This window comes from Nocardia transvalensis NBRC 15921, from assembly GCF_000308875.1.
GTDB classification, from domain to species: Bacteria; Actinomycetota; Actinomycetes; order Mycobacteriales; family Mycobacteriaceae; genus Nocardia; species Nocardia transvalensis.
Genome location: NZ_BAGL01000115.1, coordinates 1 through 19,520, shown reverse-complemented (window position 1 = coordinate 19,520; position 19,520 = coordinate 1). Strand labels below are relative to the sequence as shown.

General features: G+C 69.2%; 22 protein-coding genes. 10 read left to right on the top strand and 12 right to left on the bottom strand.

The window, feature by feature from the left end; all coding sequences use genetic code 11:
• Both ON41_RS30995 and ctaD read left to right on the top strand, forming a co-directional pair.
• The coding region (locus tag ON41_RS30995) for a mannosyltransferase YkcB-related protein (protein WP_506339400.1) at positions 1-392 on the top strand (392 nt) is incomplete at its 5' end.
• A 192-nt stretch (positions 393-584) separates the two neighbouring features.
• Positions 585-2,324: an aa3-type cytochrome oxidase subunit I gene (ctaD, locus tag ON41_RS30990; RefSeq protein WP_040751674.1), complete on the top strand. Its 1,740-nt coding sequence runs from the start codon at positions 585-587 to the stop codon at positions 2,322-2,324.
• Positions 2,325-2,364: 40 nt separating this feature from the next.
• Here ctaD and ON41_RS30985 read toward each other — a convergent pair whose 3' ends face one another.
• From ON41_RS30985 to ON41_RS30965, 5 genes are all read right to left on the bottom strand, one after another.
• Complete coding sequence (locus ON41_RS30985) at positions 2,365-3,396, bottom strand: LLM class flavin-dependent oxidoreductase (protein WP_306307796.1); 1,032 nt, start codon at positions 3,394-3,396, stop codon at positions 2,365-2,367.
• Positions 3,397-3,481: 85 nt separating this feature from the next.
• Positions 3,482-3,919, bottom strand: a complete 438-nt coding sequence (locus ON41_RS30980) for a nuclear transport factor 2 family protein (protein ID WP_040751666.1) — start codon at positions 3,917-3,919, stop codon at positions 3,482-3,484.
• A gap of 27 nt (positions 3,920-3,946) precedes the next feature.
• A complete protein-coding gene (locus ON41_RS30975; protein ID WP_040751665.1) occupies positions 3,947-4,405 on the bottom strand; it encodes a PPOX class F420-dependent oxidoreductase in 459 nt (152 codons plus the stop codon).
• A 46-nt stretch (positions 4,406-4,451) separates the two neighbouring features.
• On the bottom strand, positions 4,452-6,311 hold the full coding sequence (locus ON41_RS30970; RefSeq protein ID WP_083905752.1) for an alpha/beta hydrolase: 1,860 nt from the start codon (positions 6,309-6,311) through the stop codon (positions 4,452-4,454).
• Between the two features lie 49 nt (positions 6,312-6,360).
• Positions 6,361-6,906 carry a TerD family protein gene (locus ON41_RS30965; RefSeq protein WP_085995861.1) on the bottom strand — a complete coding sequence of 182 codons (546 nt, stop codon included), beginning with the start codon at positions 6,904-6,906 and terminating at the stop codon, positions 6,361-6,363.
• 143 nt (positions 6,907-7,049) lie between these two features.
• On the opposite strand from ON41_RS30965, the gene ON41_RS30960 reads away from it, so the two are divergent.
• On the top strand, positions 7,050-7,853 hold the full coding sequence (locus tag ON41_RS30960; RefSeq protein WP_051162850.1) for an FHA domain-containing protein: 804 nt from the start codon (positions 7,050-7,052) through the stop codon (positions 7,851-7,853).
• Between the two features lie 169 nt (positions 7,854-8,022).
• Here ON41_RS30960 and ON41_RS39395 read toward each other — a convergent pair whose 3' ends face one another.
• On the bottom strand, positions 8,023-9,717 hold the full coding sequence (locus ON41_RS39395; protein WP_051162848.1) for a serine/threonine-protein kinase: 1,695 nt from the start codon (positions 9,715-9,717) through the stop codon (positions 8,023-8,025).
• A 190-nt stretch (positions 9,718-9,907) separates the two neighbouring features.
• On the opposite strand from ON41_RS39395, the gene ON41_RS30950 reads away from it, so the two are divergent.
• Positions 9,908-10,246, top strand: a complete 339-nt coding sequence (locus ON41_RS30950) for a DoxX-related protein (protein WP_218003582.1) — start codon at positions 9,908-9,910, stop codon at positions 10,244-10,246.
• Positions 10,247-10,512: 266 nt separating this feature from the next.
• On the opposite strand, the gene ON41_RS30945 is transcribed toward ON41_RS30950, so the two are convergent.
• Genes ON41_RS30945 through ON41_RS30935 form a run of 3 tightly spaced genes read right to left on the bottom strand, consistent with a single transcriptional unit; the run spans position 10,513 to position 12,093 of the window.
• Positions 10,513-10,722: a hypothetical protein gene (locus ON41_RS30945; RefSeq protein ID WP_040751664.1), complete on the bottom strand. Its 210-nt coding sequence runs from the start codon at positions 10,720-10,722 to the stop codon at positions 10,513-10,515.
• A gap of 52 nt (positions 10,723-10,774) precedes the next feature.
• Entirely contained in the window at positions 10,775-11,779 is a 1,005-nt protein-coding gene (locus ON41_RS30940) for an LLM class flavin-dependent oxidoreductase (protein ID WP_040751662.1), read from the bottom strand.
• Positions 11,780-11,799: 20 nt separating this feature from the next.
• Positions 11,800-12,093 carry an ArsR/SmtB family transcription factor gene (locus ON41_RS30935; RefSeq protein ID WP_246829633.1) on the bottom strand — a complete coding sequence of 98 codons (294 nt, stop codon included), beginning with the start codon at positions 12,091-12,093 and terminating at the stop codon, positions 11,800-11,802.
• A 128-nt stretch (positions 12,094-12,221) separates the two neighbouring features.
• On the opposite strand from ON41_RS30935, the gene ON41_RS30930 reads away from it, so the two are divergent.
• From ON41_RS30930 to ON41_RS30920, 3 genes are all read left to right on the top strand, one after another.
• Entirely contained in the window at positions 12,222-13,076 is an 855-nt protein-coding gene (locus ON41_RS30930) for an SDR family oxidoreductase (protein ID WP_040751660.1), read from the top strand.
• Between the two features lie 10 nt (positions 13,077-13,086).
• Complete coding sequence (locus ON41_RS30925) at positions 13,087-13,560, top strand: MerR family transcriptional regulator (protein WP_040751659.1); 474 nt, start codon at positions 13,087-13,089, stop codon at positions 13,558-13,560.
• Positions 13,561-13,666: 106 nt separating this feature from the next.
• A complete protein-coding gene (locus tag ON41_RS30920) occupies positions 13,667-13,873 on the top strand; it encodes a hypothetical protein (protein WP_040751658.1) in 207 nt (68 codons plus the stop codon).
• On the opposite strand, the gene ON41_RS41210 is transcribed toward ON41_RS30920, so the two are convergent.
• Entirely contained in the window at positions 13,866-14,720 is an 855-nt protein-coding gene (locus ON41_RS41210) for a MaoC/PaaZ C-terminal domain-containing protein (protein ID WP_040751656.1), read from the bottom strand. The two genes, ON41_RS30920 and ON41_RS41210, sit on opposite strands and share 8 nt — an antisense overlap.
• Positions 14,721-14,927: 207 nt before the next feature.
• Here ON41_RS41210 and ON41_RS30910 point away from each other — a divergent pair, with 207 nt between their 5' ends.
• Positions 14,928-15,962, top strand: a complete 1,035-nt coding sequence (locus ON41_RS30910) for a helix-turn-helix transcriptional regulator (protein ID WP_169336525.1) — start codon at positions 14,928-14,930, stop codon at positions 15,960-15,962.
• Between the two features lie 198 nt (positions 15,963-16,160).
• Here ON41_RS30910 and ON41_RS30905 read toward each other — a convergent pair whose 3' ends face one another.
• Both ON41_RS30905 and ON41_RS30900 read right to left on the bottom strand, forming a co-directional pair.
• Positions 16,161-17,069, bottom strand: a complete 909-nt coding sequence (locus ON41_RS30905) for a cutinase family protein (RefSeq protein WP_040751654.1) — start codon at positions 17,067-17,069, stop codon at positions 16,161-16,163.
• A gap of 195 nt (positions 17,070-17,264) precedes the next feature.
• A complete protein-coding gene (locus ON41_RS30900) occupies positions 17,265-17,807 on the bottom strand; it encodes an SLATT domain-containing protein (protein WP_040751653.1) in 543 nt (180 codons plus the stop codon).
• Positions 17,808-17,955: 148 nt separating this feature from the next.
• Here ON41_RS30900 and ON41_RS30895 point away from each other — a divergent pair, with 148 nt between their 5' ends.
• Together ON41_RS30895 and ON41_RS30890 are read left to right on the top strand one after the other, a co-directional pair.
• Entirely contained in the window at positions 17,956-18,339 is a 384-nt protein-coding gene (locus ON41_RS30895; RefSeq protein ID WP_040751652.1) for a hypothetical protein, read from the top strand.
• An 81-nt stretch (positions 18,340-18,420) separates the two neighbouring features.
• Positions 18,421-19,224 (top strand): RES domain-containing protein, encoded by an 804-nt coding sequence (locus tag ON41_RS30890; protein WP_083905749.1) that lies wholly within the window; start codon positions 18,421-18,423, stop codon positions 19,222-19,224.
• Positions 19,225-19,520 lie beyond the last annotated feature (296 nt).

Here is a 19,520-nt window from a genome sequence, read left to right as displayed (position 1 = left end):
CGCAGGGCGGTACGGCGCCTCAGGGTGGCACTCCCGGCGGCAACGCGAGCAGCAATACCGAACTCCAGCAGTTGCTGAAGAACAGCGGCGACTACCGGTGGGCCGCGGCGACGACGGGCGCGCAGTCCGCCGGCAGCCTCGAGTTGTCCACCGGGACCTCGGTGATGGGGATCGGCGGATTCACCGGCAGCGACGAATCCCCGACGCCGGCCCAGTTCCAGCAGTACGTCGCGGACGGCGATATCCACTACTACATCGCGGGCAGCGGCATGGGCGGCCCCGGCGGTGAGCGAGGAGTGTCGTCGGAGATCACCGAGTGGGTCGAGGCACACTTCACCGCCGTCACGGTCGGTGGCACGACGGTCTACGACCTGACCCAGCCCAGCTCCTGACAGCCAGGTCCCTCGGGCTCCACACAGGCCCCGTGTCCTCAGCGGACACGGGGCCTGTTGCGGAGTGTTCCCCCACGTCCATCCGGTAGCCGCAAGTATGCTGCTTGGGTTCGACAGTGCGCGTCATTCAGGCTTTTCATGTGCGGTTCCGTCAGCGCGGGCGAGTTGCGGGGAACGACCTAGGAGGATGTGTTGACTGCTGTATCTCCGAAGCCGGAGGGCCAGCTCGAGGCCGCGAGGCCTTATCCGGCGCGGACCGGGCCGAAAGGGTCGTTCCTGTACAAGGCGATCACCACCACCGATCCGAAGATGCTCGGCCAGATGTATCTGTTCACGGCCATGTCGTTCTTCCTCATCGGCGGTGTGATGGCGCTGCTGATGCGTGGTGAGCTGGCGCGTCCGGGCCTGCAGTTCCTGTCGCCGGAACAGTTCAATCAGCTGTTCACCATGCACGGCACGATCATGCTGCTGTTCTACGCGACGGCCATCGTGTTCGCCTTCGCGAATATCGTGCTGCCATTGCAGATCGGCGCCCCGGATGTGGCGTTCCCGCGCCTGAACGCGTTCAGTTATTGGCTGTATCTGTTCGGCGCGTCGATGGCGACCGCGGGTTTTCTCACTCCCGGTGGCGCCGCCGATTTCGGCTGGACCGCGTACACACCGCTGTCGGATATCGTGCATTCCCCGGGCGTCGGCGGCGATCTCTGGATTCTCGGACTCGCGGTCTCCGGTCTGGGCACGATTCTGGGCGGGGTCAACATGATCACGACGGTCGTGTGCCTGCGCGCTCCCGGTATGACGTTGTTCCGGATGCCGATCTTCACCTGGAATATCGTCGTCACCAGCGTGCTGATCCTGCTGGCGTTTCCGCTGCTGACCGCCGCGTTGATGGCGCTGGCCTACGATCGGCACCTGGGTGGGCACATCTACGATCCGGCTTCCGGTGGTGCGCTGCTGTATCAGCATTTGTTCTGGTATTTCGGGCATCCCGAGGTGTACATCATCGCGTTGCCGTTCTTCGGGATCGTGTCGGAGATCTTCCCGGTGTTCAGCCGGAAGCCGATCTTCGGGTATACGACGCTGGTGTACGCGACGCTGGGTATCGCCGCGTTGTCGATCGCGGTGTGGGCGCATCACATGTACGCCACCGGTGCGGTCCTGCTGCCGTATTTCTCGTTCATGACGTTCTTGATCGCGGTGCCGACGGGTGTGAAGTTCTTCAACTGGATCGGGACGATGTGGAAGGGGCAGTTGACGTTCGAGTCGCCGATGCTGTTCTCGGTCGGGTTCATCGTGACGTTCCTGTTCGGTGGCCTGTCGGGCGTCATCCTGGCCAGCCCGCCGCTGGACTTCCACGTCTCCGACAGCTATTTCGTGGTGGCGCACTTCCACTACGTGCTGTTCGGGACGATCGCCTTCGCTACCTATGCGGGTATCTACTTCTGGTTCCCGAAGATGACGGGCCGGATGCTGGACGAGCGTCTCGGCAAGTGGCACTTCTGGACCACGTTCATCGGCTTCCACACGACCTTCCTGGTGCAGCACTGGGTCGGCGCCGAGGGCATGCCGCGCCGCTACGCGGACTATCTGCCGTCGGATAATTTCACCCTGCTGAATACGATCTCGACCATCGGCGCCTTCATTCTCGGCGCCTCGACGCTGCCGTTCGTCTGGAACGTCTTCAAGAGCTACCGGTACGGCGAGGTCGTCACCGTGGACGATCCGTGGGGCTACGGCAACTCGCTGGAATGGGCCACCACCTGCCCGCCGCCGCGGCACAACTTCTACGAGTTGCCGCGTATCCGGTCGGAGCGTCCGGCGTTCGAGCTGCACTACCCGCACATGGTCGAGCGGATGCGCGCCGAGGCGCATGTGGGATGGGGCAGCAACTCGCACGCGGAGGTCACCGAAACGGCGGCTTTGTCCAAGTAGGCTCCCGCTCGGACCGTGCGACGATGCTGCAGCATCTGCGTTATGTCCGTGCCTTCGAGGCGACCAAAGGCTCTGTGTCCCCAGATGGGGCACAGAGCCTGTCGCTCGGAGCCAGGCCGACGAGCCGTGCGAGCCGCCGGTGCGATTCCAGCCGCGCGGCTCGGTCGTAGGTGCTGGTGTGCACCAGGAATTCGTCGGCTCCGGTGCGATCCAGTAGTCGCTCGAGTTCCTCCGCGACGGTTTCCTCGGTCCCCGCCAAATGCCCCTGCATCGACGCGTCGAAGAATTGCCGCTCGCGTTCGGTCATCGCCGCCGGGTCGATATCCTCCGGCGGGATCAGGACCGGGAATTCGCCCCGGGTGCGCGAGTACGCGGCGGCCCACGCCTCGGGCATCAGCAGGCGCCGGGCCTGCTCGGCGGTGTCGGCGAGAACAATCGATCCGGACACGATCACGACGGGTTCCGAGCCCCACCGGGTGGCCCGGAAGTCGGTGCGGTACTGCTCGATCGAGCGCACCATCGCGTCCTCGCCGCGCGCGGCCGCGATGACCAGGGGCAGGCCGAAGCGGGCGGCCCGGTCCGCGCCGGAGCCGATGGCCAGCAGAAACGCCGGCACCCGCAGCCCCTCCGCCGGCCACGCGTGCACGCCCTGCCGGCCGCCGGAGAAATAGTCCAGCAGCTCGGTGAGCTGTTGGTCGACATCGTCCGCGTCGTCCTTGCCGTGGCCGAGCGCGCGCCGCACCCCGCCGGTGAAGCCGACCGAGCGGCCCAGGCCCATATCGATCCGCCCCGGAAACAGCGATTCCAGCACCCCGAACTGCTCGGCGACGACCAGTGGCTGATGGTTGGGCAGCATCACCCCGCCCGTCCCCACTCTGATCCGGCTCGTCGCCCCGGCGACGGCGGCGGCCAGCACGGTCGGGGCGGACCCGGCCACCCCCGGCACGCTGTGATGCTCCGACACCCAGAACCGGTGATAACCCCATTCCTCGGCCAGTTGCCCGAACTCCACGGTCTCCCGCAGCGCCTCCGGATGACTCTGCCCCCGCCGAACCCGCGAACGATCCAACACCGAGAACCGAACCGAGCGCAAAGACGTCATACCTCTGACAACGCCCCCGCTCCCCGAGGATTCCGTCAGCGCACCCCGCGCCCGCCTACCCGACAGACGGCGCGACGAACATATAGCTCTTCTCCTCTTCCCGCCGCTTGATGCGCCAAGCCCCCTCCACCCGCTCGAACGTGTCCAGGTACCACAGCCCGCACAGCATCATGCGCTGCGTCCCGTCCTGGTCCGCGACGAGCATCGGGTTGTGGCACATGGTGCGGCCGGTGGCCGTATCGCCGTTCACGGTGATGGACGAGTTGCTGATGAGATGCTGGAAGGCGAGGAAATTGGGCATCACCTGCTCCAGGAACTGTTTGGTCTCCGCCAGGCCGCCTTGGGAGCCGCCCATGGCGGAGTAGTCGATGACCGCGTCGGCGGTGAAGACCTCGTCCAGCAACTCCCACTGCCGAGTGTCGACGGCGTGCGAGTACCGCACCATCAGGTCTTGAATCTCCAGCCGATCCGAAATCTCTTGCAGGGACAACATTTTCGCCTCCTCGCGAATGCCCGCGGATCAGGATTCCGGAGCGGCGAGGACGCCGGGCCGGAACGGCTCGACGCCGACCGTGTGATGGATGCGGTCCGGTTCGATGAGGACGGCCACCCGCCGCTCACCCTCGATCAGCCAGGGGAACGTCTCGACGCCGAGATACTTCCGTGCCAGCCGGTCCATGATGCGCACGGCCTCGTCGCCCTCGACGAAGCCGGTCACGCGGCCGCGGATCTCGACCCGGTCGTACGGGTTCTCGGTGTCGAAGCAGCACAGCGACAGGCGCGGATCCCGGCGCAGGTTCTCCTCCTTCACCCGGCCGGCCGAGGTGTTCATGACGATGCGCTCGACGCCGTCGATGGTCTCCAGCCCCACCCACATGGGCGTGAGCTGCGGCGAGCCATCGGGATTCAGCGTCCCGACGGTCCAGAATCTCGGCTCACGCAACCACCGGAGCACCGTGTCGTCCGGGGTGACCGTCATGCTGAACTCCTCTCGACGCGCGAAGCACCGAGTGTAGAGCCGGTCCTCACTTCTCCGCGATCTCCCGATCCCAGTCCTCGTCGAGCGCCACGCGGATGCGCTGGGCGAGTTCGGGAGTCCAGCCGGGCGGCTGCGCGACGGCCGCCCAGCCGTCGAGGACCAGGGTGCCGTACCGGTGGCCGTGGCCGGACGGAACCGACTGTGCCAGCGCGAGATCCGCGCTCACCTGCCAGAAGGTGACGACGGGCCACCAGCGCATCGAGCGGGACACGTCGGCGCCGCGCGGCTCCGACAGCCAGTCCGGGCGCTGGAACAGCAGGTCCGGCGACCACCACACGATCGGGTCGGAGGCGTGTTGGAGGTATGCCACGCGCGGTGAAAGCCATTGTCCCGGTGGGCGGTCCAGTTCCGGGCCGGCGGCGGCGAAACGCACCACGAGACCGTCGGCGTAGATGGGCAGCACCTCCGGCGTCCCCGGGTCGCGGCGTCGCGCGACCTCGCTCCAGATGCGGTTGGAGTTCGGCGGACCGACCCACAGCACACCGTCGACCTTGCTCCGGATGTCGCCGAGCCCGCCGAAGGCCGCCTCGGAGCCCTGCGATCCCAGGCTCTCGCCGTAGACCAGCAGTTTCGGGCGGGACTCCGGCGGCAGCGTGGACCAGCGGGCGTGCACCGTATCGATCAGCAACCGCCCGGCCTCGGTGGCCTTGTCGCGGTCGGACAGGAACGACAGCACACTGGGCAGGTACGAGTACTGCGTCGCGGCGATGGCGGTATCGCCGCCGTAGGCGAATTCCACGGCCTCCGCGGTGGTCGAATCCACCCAGCCGGTGCCGGTCGTCGTCACCAGCACCAGAACCTTGCGCTCGAATGCCTTGGTGCGCTCCAGCTCTCGCACCACGAGATCCGCGACCGCCTGGGGGTCCGGCGCGGATTCCAGCCCGGCGTAGACCCGGATCGGCTCGCGGGCCGGTGCGCCGGTGACCGCCGCGATCCGCTCGGCGGACGGCACGAACGAGACGAACCAGCGACCCTCGGAGCCGAGGGTGTCCCAGGGCGCCGCCGACGTCGGGCTGCCCGAACGTTCCGGCAGCTGCGGTTGCACGGCGGCGGGGGACGTGCGGCCGTTACGCAGGCTGAAGGCAGAGTTGGCGACATCGAAGAAGGCCCGCACCAGAACACCCTGGAACAGCAGCACCACGGCGACGGCCACCACCACGACCCCACCCGCCAGCGCGACCCGCCGGGGCACGCGCAGCCGCGAAACCAGTGCTCCAGCAACCTTGTTCACCGCCCAGCGCAGCGCGCGGAACAGCAGGACGATCAGGGCGAGGGTCGCGAAGCCGAGCAGTTCGGTCCGCAGATATCCGGAGGTGGTGGTCGGATCCATACCCATCAGGCTCTGGATATCGCGCTGCCACCGCGCCGATCGGGCCAGGATCACGGCCGCGCCGATCACCACCGCGAGCAGGACGACCACCTTGACCACGTTGCGCGCGTTCTCGGAGGGCTGCGCGATCCGCGCGAGACGCGGCGGCAGCGCGGGCAGCCGCGGGCTCACCCACCGCCGGAACGCCCACTCCAGCAGGCATCCGACGCCGTAGCCGATCGCGGCGGTGACCCCGCTGACCAGCCCCTGGAAGAGCCACGTCCGGGGCATGAGCGAGGGCGACACCGACCACGCGAAGAAGATCGCCGCGACCACCACCCCGGCGTAGTTCGGGTGCAGGGCGCGCTCGGCCGCCCGCCCCCAAGCCAGGACGCGGGCAGTGAAGGAACGGCTGCGGGCAGTGAAGGAACGGTTACGGGCCGTGGGGGAATTGCCGCGGGCAGTGGCGGAACCGCCGCGGGTGGCGGGAGAGCGGCCGGGCCGTGGCTCGGCAGGCTGATCCGGCTCGTCGGTCATGCCGAAAGTGTTGCCCGTTGTCTCCGCGTCGGCGGGGGTGACACGCGGTTCAGGTCAGGTACTGACCCAGGAGGGGGACCGCGTCGGCCGGGTGGCGGGCGGCGATGCCCTCGATGACCTGCCGGAATCGCCACTCCGAGCCCGCGCGTTGCAGGACGCCCATCACCAGCCCGGTGTGGGGGCTTGACGGCAGGTCGTAGCGGGCGAGTTCGGTGCCCGAGGCGTAGGTGAGCCGGCAGTAGGCATTCTCGATATCGCCGAACGTCTGCTCCGAATAGCACGTCACCAGCAGGACGACGGCATCGATCGACGGCGAAATGCGGGTGAAGTCGATCATCAGGAGTTCGTCGTCGCCGGGCCCCTCGCCGGTGAGATCGTCCCCGTGCAGGCGGACCGCGCCGTCGGCGGTGCCGAGCTGTTCGTGATAGACGACGTCGACGAGGTCGCCGCCGCTGAACAGCAGCGCGGCGGCGTTGAGATCGACCGGGGGCTTGCGCGCGCCGAACCAGCGCCGCCCGTGCGCCGGGTCCCAGCCGAGTCCCATGACGACGTACTCCAGCGGCGCGCCGCCCTCGTCGCGCAACGGAATCAGCACGCGAACCCCCTTCCTCGGGCTGCCCGGATCACCGGCAGCGTCGCAGTCACCCTAATGCCGCAACGGCTTTCCGGGACGGGTCCCGGGAAACGCTGTCAGGATCTGATCTACGGACGTAGGCCTGGAGAGGACAGGTGATTCGGATGTGTCGGACGTTGGAGCCCGTGGGCGGGCAGCGCCTGCCCGCCTCGCACGACAGCCTCGCGCGGGGGGTGGCCGCGCCGGTCGCGGGGACGATGTCGGCGCTGTCGCTGGTCGGCGGCGTCAGTTTCGGTCCCAAAGAGGGACGGAAGATCCTGTTCGGCCGCAACCGCCCGCTGGTGCACGTCTGTGTGGGGGAGAACGATCTGCGCATCAGCCGCCGCCAGGGCACGCTGGTCTGCGGCGGCGGCCGGTGGTGGGTCCACAATCTGGGTGCGCAGCCGATCCGGATCGCCGAATCGTGCATGCTGTTCCGCGACGAGGAGCCCATGCCCCTGGACACCGGCTACACACCGCTGTTCATTCGCGGCACGGATCGTCGCGAACACCTGCTCGAGATCTTCGTCAGCGAGGCGGACCAGTGCGAGCCCGGACCTCGCCACCGGCACGTGACCAGCCCCGTCACCTCCTACGACCTGAGCGACACCGAACGGCTGGCGCTGATCGTGCTCGGCCAGCGGTACCTGCGCCACGAGCCGAACCCGCAGCCGTGGACCTGGGACGCCACCGCGAAACTCCTGGCCGAGATCCAGCCCGGCGCCGGCTGGAAGCGCCGCCGCGTCGAGGAGATGGTGACCGCCGTCCGCCTGCGCCTGGCCGGCCTCGGCGTGCTCGGCCTGACCGCCGAGGACGTCCCCCAGCCCATCGGAAATATGCTGAACCACAACCTGATCCGCGAACTCATGCTGACCGGCACCCTGGTCCCCCGCGACCTCGACCTGATCGAGTTCGGCGGCGAGCCCTGACCCCCCGCCGATCGCCGCGGATTTCCCGGCATGCTTTTGGCCGGGACCCCCAGTGGCGTAGGTGGATTCCGGCCAAAAGCATGCCGGAAAAAGGCGGTGCGGGGGCGGGATGGTGCCCAGGAGGCGCGGCCTGTGAGCGGATGTCGTTGGGGGCCGGGATGTGCGGGTGTCAGCGGGTGAGGTTGGTGGCGACTGTGGTGGCGAGGTCGGTGACCGTGGCGCAGCGCTGGTCCGGGGGTTGGGCGGAGGTGAATCGGATGACCACCACCTCGGCGTGGAGGCCGCCGGTGGGGCCGCGGAACGGACGGTATTCGAGTTGGATTACGCAGTCGTCCACGGGTTTCGGGCCGCTGCGGCGGAAACCGGGGAAGCCGGAGAGGGTGAGTGGTTGGCCGGCCGCGGCGGTCTTCACCGGATCGCGGTCGAAGCGCACGGTCACGTGGCCGTCGATGGTGCTGTCCCAGCGGCAGGACCAGTTGCCGAATCCGGCCGCCGGGTGGACCGCGTCGATCCCCGCCACCTTGGCGAGTGCGCCCGCGTCCACCAGCCCGCACGCCTCGTGCCGGGCCAGGGATGTGGGTGGGAAGGGCGCGGGCCGGCGCGGAATCGGGCCGTGCCACACCACATCTCGCGCGTGCGCGGCCGTCGCGTCGGCCAGCGCGCACGGGTCCGGCCCGTCCGGCGTCTTGCGCTCGCCGATGATCTCGATATTGCCGCTCCCCGAAATAATCAGGGTCCGAACGCATCTCGTGGCGCCGGCCGGTTCCGCGGCGACCGTGACGTTCCCGGTGCGGCGATAGGCGATCTGCGAACTCCGCTCGGGCGCGTCGGCCGACAGGGTGAGCCGGACGTGGCCGATATCGGGATGGAAATCCTCGCCCCACTGCCGCACCCGCAGGTCACAGGTGTCGAAATTGGCGTCGTCGGTGGCCGTGTCGATCCGCCCGAACCCGGACAGCGTGGACGGATCCAGCAGCGCGCACGGATCGGCGCTGCGTGGATCACCGATGGGGTCCGCGGCCCCGGCGACCGGCACGGCCACCCCGGCCACGACCGTCAGCGCCACCGCGGCGATCTCCACCGCGCCGAGGGCGGCCCGCCGCAGCACCGCGCGATCCCATTCGCGCGCAGGTCTTTCCACGCGCGCGAAACGGGCGGCGGCCGAGGCGGCGGTCGGGCGCTGATTCGGGTGCGGGCGCATCAGCTGGGCGAGCAGCGCCTCGAACGGGCCGGAGTGTCGCCGGCGTTCGGTCACGGCGAGCAGCGTGGCCCCCAGCGCGTAGACGTCCGATTTCGGTCCGGCGGACGTGCCGCGCTCGATCTCCGGCGCCACGTACTGCCACTTCCCGCGTGTCACATCGATGGCCGGCTGTTCCCCGGTGGTGGCCTCGCGCACATCCAGGGAACTGCCGAAGTCGGTCAGCAGCGCCTCGTCGGCCTCGGTGACGATGATGTTCTCGGGGGAGACGTCGCAGTGCAGGATCCCGTGTTCGTGGCAATGTGCCAGCGCGCCCGCGATCTGCTCGCCGACGGCGGCGGCGCGGCGTGGGCCGAGTGTGCTTTCCCTGCGGGCGATCTCGGCCAGCGACCGGCCGGGCACATACTCCATGACCAGCCAGCACACGCCCTCGTGGGTGAGGATGTCGTGCACGCCGACGAGGTGCGGGTGGCGCAGGCGCGCGGCGTTGCGCGCGGCGGTCCGCAGCCGCTCGGCGCTGTCGGCATCGTCGGGGCGGGGGCATTTCAGCACGACATCGCGGCGCAGGTCCTCGTCGGTCGCCCGCCAGACCATCCCCTCGCCGCCCAGGAGGAATAGCTCGCGCAGTGTGTACCGGCCCGCGATGCTGTCTCCGACGCTCGTCATGCGCCCGCCTTCGATAGTCGGCCCCTCAAATCCCGGCGAGCGCAGTGTAGACGCCGCGAGCGGGGTGCAGTGTGCTACCGGGCAACTGCGGCAACGCCTTCGGCGAAATGCGCGGCGTGTGTGACAGACTGTCCCAGACATGAGGTGCGGCGCTCGGAGTCGCCGCGACGACCGACGACAGGAGTGAGTTATGAGCCCCAGGAGGCGGAAGCGTCAGGCGAGCCACGCTCCGGCGCCGAGCCGGACGTCCGGCGCCCCTGCCCGGCTGTTCGGACTGGGCCTCGCGGGCGCCGGGGCCGCGCACTTCACCGCCCCGCAGGTCTTCGATCAGCTCACCGGCGTCGCCTTCCCCAGCGCGACGCGGCAGTGGACCTACCGCAACGGGTTCACCGAACTCCTGCTCGGCCTCGCCATCGCCTACCGCCGCACCCGCACCGTGGGCGCCATCGGGCTGATCGCCTACGTCGCGTTCCTGGGCAGCCGCGTGGTCGGCCGCACCGGCGACCCGTCGGGCGCGCACAGCCGCTGAGCCGAAAGCCTCACCGCGGCAACCGCTCCGCGAGCGGTTGCTGGAGCTGTGGGATCTGACGGACTGAGCGACCTGCCCATGGCCGGGAAGGCCGTAGCGTTCCCGGTGGAGCGCATGCCTTGTCGCGTTCCTCGCCTACCCGGGCGCAGCGTGTGAAACCGGTTCTCCTACTTGGAACCTCCCGGCAAGCGCGTTCAGGATCGGCCGTTTCACCTGCCGTAGATGTAGCTGCACGCTGCGTATCGGGTCCGCCTACGCGGGCGGTGTCACTCCGGGGTCGAACTGGGTTCCGGCAGCGTGCAATCGGTCACTTTGGGATCGAGGCCCAGGTAGTTCAGCGGCCCGCTGATCACATTCAGGGCGATGGTCCCGAATTCCCCGCAGCTCTGCGACATCTGCGTGAGGTACCCGCGCTGACCGGCCGCGACCACCCCCACGATCAACCACACGAACACGAGCAGCGAAATCAAACGCATGACGATTCTCCCCGGTCCGGTACGGCGGCTGCCCGGCCGACGATACCCGGCCTCAGTCGACCGTCGCGCGAGCCGCGTACGCGGCGCCGGTCAATTCGACCGACCGCACGCGGTCATCGATGTCGTGGGCGTGATGGGCGAGGATCAGTTCGTCGGCGGCGATATCGGCGGCGAAGTCGTCGAGAAAGGCGCGGACCTCGTCCGGGGTGCCGACCGCGGTGTAGCGCGTCATCGAGGTGAGCTGGGCGCCGTTGGGGGAGGCCAGGAACGCGTCGATCTCCTCGTCGGTGAAGTCGGCGTCCGCGGCTCGCCGCCGGACCATCATGCGGGCTCGGGCACGGTAGGCGATCGTCTTCTGCTCGGCCGCTTCTTCGTGGTCGTCCGCGGCGAAGACGTTGACGCCGGCCATGACGTACGGCTCGGCCAGCTGGTCCGACGGCTTGAAGCGGTCACGGTAGACGGCGACCGCCTGGTGCAGGGCGTCGGGCGCGAAGTGGGAGGCGAACGCGTACGGCAGCCCGAGTTCCGCTGCGAGCTGCGCCCCGAACAGCGACGAGCCCAGCATGTACAGCGGCACAACGCCTTCCGCGCGCGGGACGGCCTGGACACCCGGTACCCGCGAGTGGCCGCTGAGGTAGCCCTGTAGTTCCAGCACGTCCTGGGGGAAGGAGTCGGCGGAGCTGGGCGTGCGCCGCAGGGCGCGCATGGTGGTCTGGTCGCTGCCGGGCGCGCGGCCCAACCCGAGGTCGATGCGGCCGGGGAAGAGCGTCTCCAGGGTGCCGAACTGCTCGGCGATCACCAGCGGCGAATGGTTGGGCAGCATGATGCCGCCGGAGCCGAGCCGGATCGTGTCGGTGTGCGCGGCGACATGGCCGATCAGGACACTGGTGGCGCTCGAGGCGATCGAGCCCATGTTGTGGTGCTCGGCGTACCAGACCCGCCGGTAGCCGCTGCGCTCGGCCGCCCGGGCCAGGGTGACGCTGTTGTCGAAGCTGTCGCGGGCCGACCGGCCCGGGGCGATCGACGCCAAGTCGAGGATGGACAGTGCAAGAGGCATGCGACGCAGCCTTTCCTAGGTCAGAGATCGCGATGGAGGTGTGCGGTGAAGACGCGGATGCGGTCGTCGTCCCGGCGGTAGTACGTCCACTGCCCGCGCCGCGTGGCCACCAGGAATCCGGCGCGCTGCAGGATCGCCAGATGCGCCGAGATCGTCGACGCCGACGTCCCCGCCTTCCGCTGGATGAGCCCGACGCAGACCCCGAGATCCTTTGCGTCCGAAGCGCTCTCCGGAAAATTCACCGCCGGGTCCTTGAGCCACTCGAGGATGCGCAACCGCGTTCCGTTGGCCAGCGCCTTGCACTCGTCGAGCACGCCCACCACCCTTCGGTATTTCGCTTATTAACGAAATTACGCCCCGTACTCCCTCGGCGCACCATGACCTGGCTCACCGCGCGGCAGCTCTTGCGTTCGAGCGCGCTCGAAGCCATAGCGTCGCCGCCATGACATCACAGACCTGGATCATCACCGGCGCGTCCAAGGGATTGGGGCGCGCGCTGGCGGAAGCCGCGCTCGCGGCCGGGGACAATGTCGTGGCGGCCGTCCGGACGCCGGACAGCGTGGCGGATCTGGCGGCCGAGTACTCCGGCAGCTGCTCGGTCGTGCGGTTCGACGCCCGATCCACCGAGGCGGCCGCCGGCCTGGTGGACGCCGCGATCGACCGGTTCGGGCGTCTCGACGTACTCGTCAACAATGCGGGGCGCGGAGTGATCGGCGCGGTCGAGGAGGTCGGCGACGCGCAGCTGCGGGACCTGATGGACCTGCACCTGTTCGGCCCGGCCGCGCTGGTGCGGGCCGCGTTGCCCGTGCTGCGCCGCCAGGGCGCGGGCACGATCGTGCAGATGAGCAGCCAGGGTGGCCGGGTGTCGTTCCCCGGCGTCTCCGCCTACTGCGCCTCGAAGTTCGCGCTCGAGGGCTGGTCGGAAGCACTGGCCGCCGAGGTCGAACCGTTCGGGGTCCGGGTGCTGCTGGTCGAGCCGAGCCGGTTCCGCACCGAGTTCAACGCTGAACTCGAGTTCGCCGACACCGTGGACAGCTACCGCGACAGTCTCGCCACGCTGCGTGCCGATATGGCGGACGCCCACGGCGTCCAGGAGGGCGATCCGGTGCGCGCGGCCGAGATCATCGTGCGTCTCGCGCACAGCGACGAGGTCCCGCTGCGGCTGCCGCTCGGGCAGGAGGCGGTCGAGCGGCTCTCCGATCTGTATCGCCGCGGCCTGGCGGAGGTCGAGCGCTGGGCCGAGACCGCCCGCAGCGCCGATTTCGACGCCGTCCCCGCCGCGGCGCACCCCGTTTAAGCTGGCTGTCGTGGCAACCGACGAACTGATGGCGCGGGCGCTGGCGATGCTCGGCGACGAGGACGACGCGGCGTCGGTCGAGGTGATCCATCGCCTCGCGGACGCGGGCGACATCGCCGCGCCCATGACCATCGCCGAGGTCGCCGACATGCTCGACGTCTCGCCCCACACCCTGCGCTACTACGAGCGCGCGGGCCTGATCGAGGTCGGCCGCGACAGCAGCGGCCACCGCCGCTACGACGCCGAGGCCGTCCGGCGGCTGGTGTTCCTGACGCGAATGCGGTTGTCCGGCATGCCGATGCGCGACCTCCAGCACTACGTCGATCTCGTCGACGCGGGCGACGACACGGTTCCCGAGCGACTCGACATGCTCGTCGAACACCGCGACACCATCCGCCGCCGCATCCGCGAACTCACCCTCTCCTTGGCCGCGACCGAATACAAGATAGCCACCTACGGCGGCCACACGGGCCCGGTGGTATGAGGCCCCGTCCGCTCGAGTCTCCACCAGGGGGAGGTAGGAGGCTGGGTTATGGACGACGATGCGCTCTTCACGATCGGGGCTCTGGCCGAGCGGACCGGGTCCGACCATGCCCGACCTGCCGGAGGATCCCACCGCGGAACAGGTCGAGGCGTGGATGGACCTCGTGCGGCTGGTCCAGGACGACGACTTCCGGGCGGCAGTGCGGCGCATGGCCGAATACCAGGCGAGGGAACGCGCCGACGGCGACACCACGGGCCTGCACCATGAGCTGACCGGGACCGTGCGGGAGGATGTCGGCCGCGCCCTTACCTGATGCCGAACTCGCCGCTCAGCACCGGCTTGTCGGCGCGTTCGGGCACGGTGGTGAGGAAGATGTATCTGTCGCCCTCGTCCCAGATCCGGGTGTGCAGTGACTCTCCCGGGAAGGCGATGCCGCGGAAGCGTGCTGTGTACCTGCGCACTCGCCCGGCATCCGATTCCGCGACCGCGTCGACCAGGGCCGCGCACACCATCCCGTAGGTGCACACGCCCTGCAGGATCGGTCCCGGAAATCCGGCCGCGCGGGCGAAGATCTCGTCGGTGTGGATGTTGTCGTGCAGCGACGCGCCGCGGACGCACGCCTGGTACCACACCGCCTGCGAAGGGGAAGTGGGCGTGCGGATTTCGGCATCCGGACGGCGATCGGGCGTGGGCGCGATCGCCGTGCCGCGACTGCCGCCTCCCGCCCCGCCCTCGCCGCGGGCATGGATCCGCGAGATCCCGGACACCAGCGCGGCGCCGTCGTCCCCGCGCAAGGTCGTGCGCTGAACCAGCACCGCCGCGTCCCCGCGCTCCTCGATGCCCACGACCTCACCCGTGCACCGCGCGCAACCGGTCCGGGGGAGCGGCGCGGGCACGACGAGTTCCTGTTCCAGATGCAGCAGGGTCGCCAGATTCAGCCGGATACCGGGGAACCGGATCTCCGGCGGTTCGGGCTGGTAGAAATCCGGCGACGCCACCCCGAAGGCGGCGGGAGCGGTCATCGCGAACGTCGGCAGCATTCCCCGCTGCCGCGCCCCCTGACCGACGGCCCGCCGGTAGCGGAGCACGTCCTCCTCCGCCCACCCGAACTCCTGCTCCGGCACCGCGACCCCGACAGCGGCCCGAACATCGATAGGCATATGACAGATTCCCGTCCGGCCGTAGAGGTATCGCCGAGAACGTTACCGCGACATTCCCGCAACCCTCGACCGGAGTCGTGTGCTCGCCGCGCACCGGCCCGTGTCTTGTGCTATCCGTACGAGCACACGAAGATTGGCGGGCCGCGCGGGTCGACGGACAGGTCCGCGCGGACGCGTGCGCGCGGAGACCGAGGGTGGGTGGTCGCGATGGCGAAGAGCGCGGATGCGGGTCTGCGATACGAGGTGTTCGAGGTATCCCTCGGCACCGATCTGCCCGCGGCCGACCGAACCGATATGTGGCGCGACCACGTCGGCGGCAATCAGGGCACGGCCGAGACGCTGTTCGGTTCCCGGAACGCGTTCGTCGGCCATACCTGGACGCAACGGGCGCTGGGCCGGAAGGAGAACGATCCCGATCAGCTGCAACTCGTCGAATTCGCCTCCAGCGCCATCGTTTACGACCGCTGCGACGCGGCCGCGAAGGCGGACGGCGACGACAGCGCCCGGCTCGTCATCCCGCTCGACGGGCGGATCGGCCTGCGCCAGGCCGGTCACGCCGTGTGCGCGGGGCCGGGTGAACTGGGCGTGCTGCGCTGGGACCGGGGCATGGTCATGTCGCACGACGACGGATTTCGCGCCTTCATCCTCAATATCCCCGCCTATGCGCTGCCACCGGCCGCCGACCCCCGGGGCGCGCTGGGGATCCGGCCACAGAACGCCGTCCTGAGAACCGTCCGGCTCCTCGCTGGCAATCTCGCCGCCGATCGGCACGGATTGACCCCGGTCGAATTCGTCGCGATCGGCCGGTCGCTCATCGATCTCGTCGCGGGGACGCTCGACGATCGGCAGGCCCCGCAACTGGACGGCTACGCCAGGCTTATCGCCGACGCGTGCCGGCGTATCCGCCTCTACAGCGACGACCCACGCCTGACGGTGCAGACGCTGGCCGACAGCCTCGGCTGTTCGCGCCGGCGGCTCGAGCTGGCGATGAAGACGGTGACCGGGAGGACGCCCGGCGAGGAGTTGCGCGAAACCCGGCTGCGGCGCGCCTACGAACGCCTCGCCGATCCGGACAACACCCAGGCCGTGGTCGATATCGCGACGTCCTGCGGCTACACCTCGATGAGCTGGTTCCGGGCCGCGTTCGTCGCCCGGTTCGACATCCACCCCGGCGAGCTGAGGCAGCGGGCGCGCACCGGCGTCCCGTGCGCAAAACCGTCTACGCAAAACAGGTTCCGCTGAAAGCCGCACGCTCACTAGCCTTTTCGAGACGGAACCCGCATCTCGCGGGTGTAGCCGGTCCAGGAGGGGACGGCTGCGGCGCCCTCGGATTCGCGACGCAGCCGACGGCTTCAGGGGATCCGCACGAGGGCTACGCGGCAGAACTCGCCGTCGTGCGGATCCCCTGCCGTCAGGGGGCATGACCGGATTCGGGTGACCCTATGCCGAATTGATCAGCTGGCGACGCAGCCAGGTCAGCGGGGTGGCGCCGGAGGGGTCGACGACGTAGCCCGGGTAGCTCTGGTGGATACCGGATTTCACGAAATCGTCGACCTGCTTCTTGCGCTGGTCGTAGGCCTGGTTGTTGAGCTGGTCGGAGAGCAGGCCGAGGCCGCCGGCGGCGAGGGCGTCGGCGATGAGGGCGTTCGCCTGCTGCTGGTAGTTGCCGACCTGGGCCGGGTCGGGGTTGGAGATCTGGGCGAAGAATCCGGCGATGCGGCCGGCGAAATCGCCGTCGGGCATGGAGCAGTACAGATCTCCGGCGACGCAGAAGGTGTAGGTCCGGGGCGACAGCCAGCCGAAACCGCCCAGCCGCGGGCCACCGGCGCCGGCGCCCAGGACGGGCGGGCCGATCAGGTTGTCGGTGGGCGCGCGGCGCGGATCGGCGATGAGCCCGACCATCGAGACGCGGTTGGCCGGTACGACACCGAGTCCCGTGCCGATCTCGGATGCGAGGTCGCCGGCGGCGTCGGCGCCCTGGCTGTAGCCGAGGATGGCGAATTGCGTTGCGCCGCAGGCGCGGGCCATCGAGTCGACCAGTCCGCGGGCCTTCTCGAACGCCTCCCGCTTGGAGCGGCCGTAGACGTCGCCCTCCCAGGGGAAGGCGGTCGCGGCGTAGGCGACGTAGTCGGTTCGGATATCGCCCGGCAGGTTGTCGGTCACCGCGGCGAGCATGCCCTCGCCCGGTTCGGAATTCGAGGTCTCCCATGTTCCGGGAATCGCTACGACATAGGTGCCGGGGCACCCGTCCGGGGCGGCGTGTGCCGCCGGCGCACCCGCGGCGATCGGCAGGGCGGCGGCGACCAGGGCGGCCACGGCGGCGGCGGTGGTCTTCCATCGAGAAAGCATCTGGATACTCCGGTGTTCACGGCGCGGCTGGTGACCGGCCGGCTCGGTCTACTCCGCGAGTGTAAGAGACCCAACGGGATAGCGCAGAGGTAACCGATCAATGATCGCGGGCGATCCGCCCACGCTACCCCGGTAGTCGAGAACTCGAGAGAATATTCACTCGCCGGTTGCGCCCCCGCAATACGGACTTTCGTGTCATTCCTCGTCGGCGTCCTCGGCGCGGTCGCGGACCACGGACTGGGTGCGGCGCAGCGAGGTCCAGGCCTCGAGGTCCTCCTCGAGGATGTCGTTCAGCTCCCGCATCGTCTCGCGTGCCAGCGCGTTGCGGTCCTCACCGTCGGCCTGCCGCAGTTCGGTGGTGCGCAGGAGAGTCTGCAGCTGGCCCAGGATCACGCTGCGCTGCACCCACATCTCGCGATGGCGGTACAGCCCGTCCCACGCGGTGATGACGCTGGTCGACGCGGCGAGGCCGGTGCTGAGCAGCCCGAGCCACGGCGCGTCGTACACGGCGATGGCGGTGCCGAGTACGGCGATGAGCCCGTTGGCGACGGCCGTCCAGACCACGACGCGCTTGGCCCGGGTCTTCACCACAAACCGCGAGCGTTCGTACTCGTCGCGGAACAGATGCAGGTAGTGAAGGCTGATGCCGAGTGGATCGGCGTCCGGAGGCGGCGACTGAGGGCTGTGCAGGCCCGTCGAATGGGCGGGGTTCTGTTCGCCGCGGAGCCATCGCCACATGGAGGAGTAGCCGTTCGAAGAGGGGATGTGGGGTTTTCAGCGGGATGTTACGGTAGCACAAGCGGTTGCATTTGGGTGGCATGCCCGGTAGTCTTGCCTGGTCAGCTCCATATGGGAATCAACTCGTGCAGCGAAGGTCGTGACAGTTATGGCAGTCCTCAACGGAGCCATCACCAGCCACGTGGAGACGGCCCGTTTGAAGCCGTCCGAGCTCGCACGTCAGTTGATCCAGCATCTGGGCCCCACGCTGGTGGCACTCGTGGCCGGCGTGCGCGACCGCAAGCTCCCGCACAAGTGGGCGCACGCGGACGGCCCCCGCCCGCGGGACGCGGCGCTGGCGCGGCTGCAGGTCGCGCATCGCTGTTGGATCCTGCTGGCCACGGCCGAGAGTGAGGACGTGGCCCGCTCGTGGTTCATCGGCGCCAACCCGCGGCTGGGCGAGGAATCGCCCGCCGTGGCCATCCGCGAGGGCCGCTATCCCGAAGTGATCGCTGCCGCAGTCGCTTTCGTGGACGGTTCCGGGGGTAACTGAGGGGCGCTCGATATTCCCCTTCCAGTAAGCTCAACTGCTGCAAGCGGATTGAGCCGGCTGTGAGGGGGATTCTTCGTGTCTATGAGGGACGTCAGGCGCTCGAGCGCCCGGCGGACCTGCTCGAAGACCGGGCTGGTGCTCGTTCCCTCGGCCAGCCGCGAGGTCTATCGGCTGGCGAAACCGTCCTACGGCGCGCTCAACCCGCTGTTGCGCGCCGTCTCCGGTGACGAGTCCCGCGCGCCCTGGAACCGGTACGACGTGGCCGGTCAGCGGACCGTCTACGCGGCCAGCACCGAGGAGGGCGCCTACGGTGAACTGCTCGCTCCGCTGAAACCGAAACTGCCCGTCGCCGCCTCGACCTACTTCGACGATGTCGGTGTGGACGACGAATTGGACTCGCTGATCAAGGAGGAATGGGACGACGCCGGCTTCCGCCCGCCCCGCGATATCGACCTGGCCTGGCTGGCCGAGTACCGCCTCTACCGGGTCACCCTCCCCACCATGGGCTGGTTCATCGATATCGAGGCCGCGTCGAGCCTCTCCGCGATCGCCAAGTACCCGCCGCAGAGCCTCGTCGACCGGGGTATCGGCGAGGTCACCGTGGCCGAACTGCGCGGCAGCGACCGCTCGCTCACCACCGCCATCGCCACCCGGCTGTGGCCGATCACCCTCGACGACAACAGCCTCGCCCACGGCATCATGTACGGCTCGCGCCACGGCAGCGAGTGGAACTGCTGGGCGATCTGGCTGCGCCGCACCCGAAGAGGTCGCGCCCCCAAAGGACTCATCCCCACCGCGAACCACGGCGTCGAGGTGCTGCCGCCCGCGGTCAACCCGCCCCTGGACGCGATCATGGCCGTCTACCGCCTGACCGGCAGCTGGTAGCCGCGGCTCGGTGCGCGTGGCGAACGGCCGGTACTTTCCTACCGCTGGTGTTCGCGATGGGAACGAGGTGGTCGTGATGGCCGACATGCTCCGGCCCGGGAGGGTTCCTGAGTTCGCCCGAGAGCTACGAGGACATGCCGGTCGGCGAGGTCGTCCGGGAGTGGGCGCGGCGGATGCCGGACGGCCGCGCGTTCGTGACGGCCGAGCGGTCGACGACGTGGAGCCGAGTTACGACCGGCTGGCCGATGCCGTCGCCGCCGATCTGCGCGACACCGCCGGACGGGTGGCCCTGGTGC

What these genes read in the sequence shown, in the direction of transcription:
- ON41_RS30895 (WP_040751652.1), top strand. Translation starts at nt 17,956, where the DNA reads ATGGCAGTCCTCAACGGAGCCATCACCAGCCACGTGGAGACGGCCCGT.
- ON41_RS30890 (WP_083905749.1), top strand. Translation starts at nt 18,421, where the DNA reads ATGAGGGACGTCAGGCGCTCGAGCGCCCGGCGGACCTGCTCGAAGACC.
- ON41_RS30980 (WP_040751666.1), bottom strand. Translation starts at nt 3,919, where the DNA reads ATGTTGTCCCTGCAAGAGATTTCGGATCGGCTGGAGATTCAAGACCTG.
- ON41_RS30945 (WP_040751664.1), bottom strand. Translation starts at nt 10,722, where the DNA reads ATGCGTTTGATTTCGCTGCTCGTGTTCGTGTGGTTGATCGTGGGGGTG.
- ON41_RS30970 (WP_083905752.1), bottom strand. Translation starts at nt 6,311, where the DNA reads ATGACCGACGAGCCGGATCAGCCTGCCGAGCCACGGCCCGGCCGCTCT.
- ON41_RS41210 (WP_040751656.1), bottom strand. Translation starts at nt 14,720, where the DNA reads ATGCCTATCGATGTTCGGGCCGCTGTCGGGGTCGCGGTGCCGGAGCAG.
- ON41_RS30960 (WP_051162850.1), top strand. Translation starts at nt 7,050, where the DNA reads ATGTGTCGGACGTTGGAGCCCGTGGGCGGGCAGCGCCTGCCCGCCTCG.
- ON41_RS30900 (WP_040751653.1), bottom strand. Translation starts at nt 17,807, where the DNA reads ATGTGGCGATGGCTCCGCGGCGAACAGAACCCCGCCCATTCGACGGGC.
- ON41_RS30920 (WP_040751658.1), top strand. Translation starts at nt 13,667, where the DNA reads ATGCCCGACCTGCCGGAGGATCCCACCGCGGAACAGGTCGAGGCGTGG.
- ON41_RS30930 (WP_040751660.1), top strand. Translation starts at nt 12,222, where the DNA reads ATGACATCACAGACCTGGATCATCACCGGCGCGTCCAAGGGATTGGGG.
- ON41_RS30940 (WP_040751662.1), bottom strand. Translation starts at nt 11,779, where the DNA reads ATGCCTCTTGCACTGTCCATCCTCGACTTGGCGTCGATCGCCCCGGGC.
- ON41_RS39395 (WP_051162848.1), bottom strand. Translation starts at nt 9,717, where the DNA reads ATGACGAGCGTCGGAGACAGCATCGCGGGCCGGTACACACTGCGCGAG.
- ON41_RS30905 (WP_040751654.1), bottom strand. Translation starts at nt 17,069, where the DNA reads ATGCTTTCTCGATGGAAGACCACCGCCGCCGCCGTGGCCGCCCTGGTC.
- ON41_RS30910 (WP_169336525.1), top strand. Translation starts at nt 14,928, where the DNA reads ATGGCGAAGAGCGCGGATGCGGGTCTGCGATACGAGGTGTTCGAGGTA.
- ON41_RS30975 (WP_040751665.1), bottom strand. Translation starts at nt 4,405, where the DNA reads ATGACGGTCACCCCGGACGACACGGTGCTCCGGTGGTTGCGTGAGCCG.
- ON41_RS30950 (WP_218003582.1), top strand. Translation starts at nt 9,908, where the DNA reads ATGAGCCCCAGGAGGCGGAAGCGTCAGGCGAGCCACGCTCCGGCGCCG.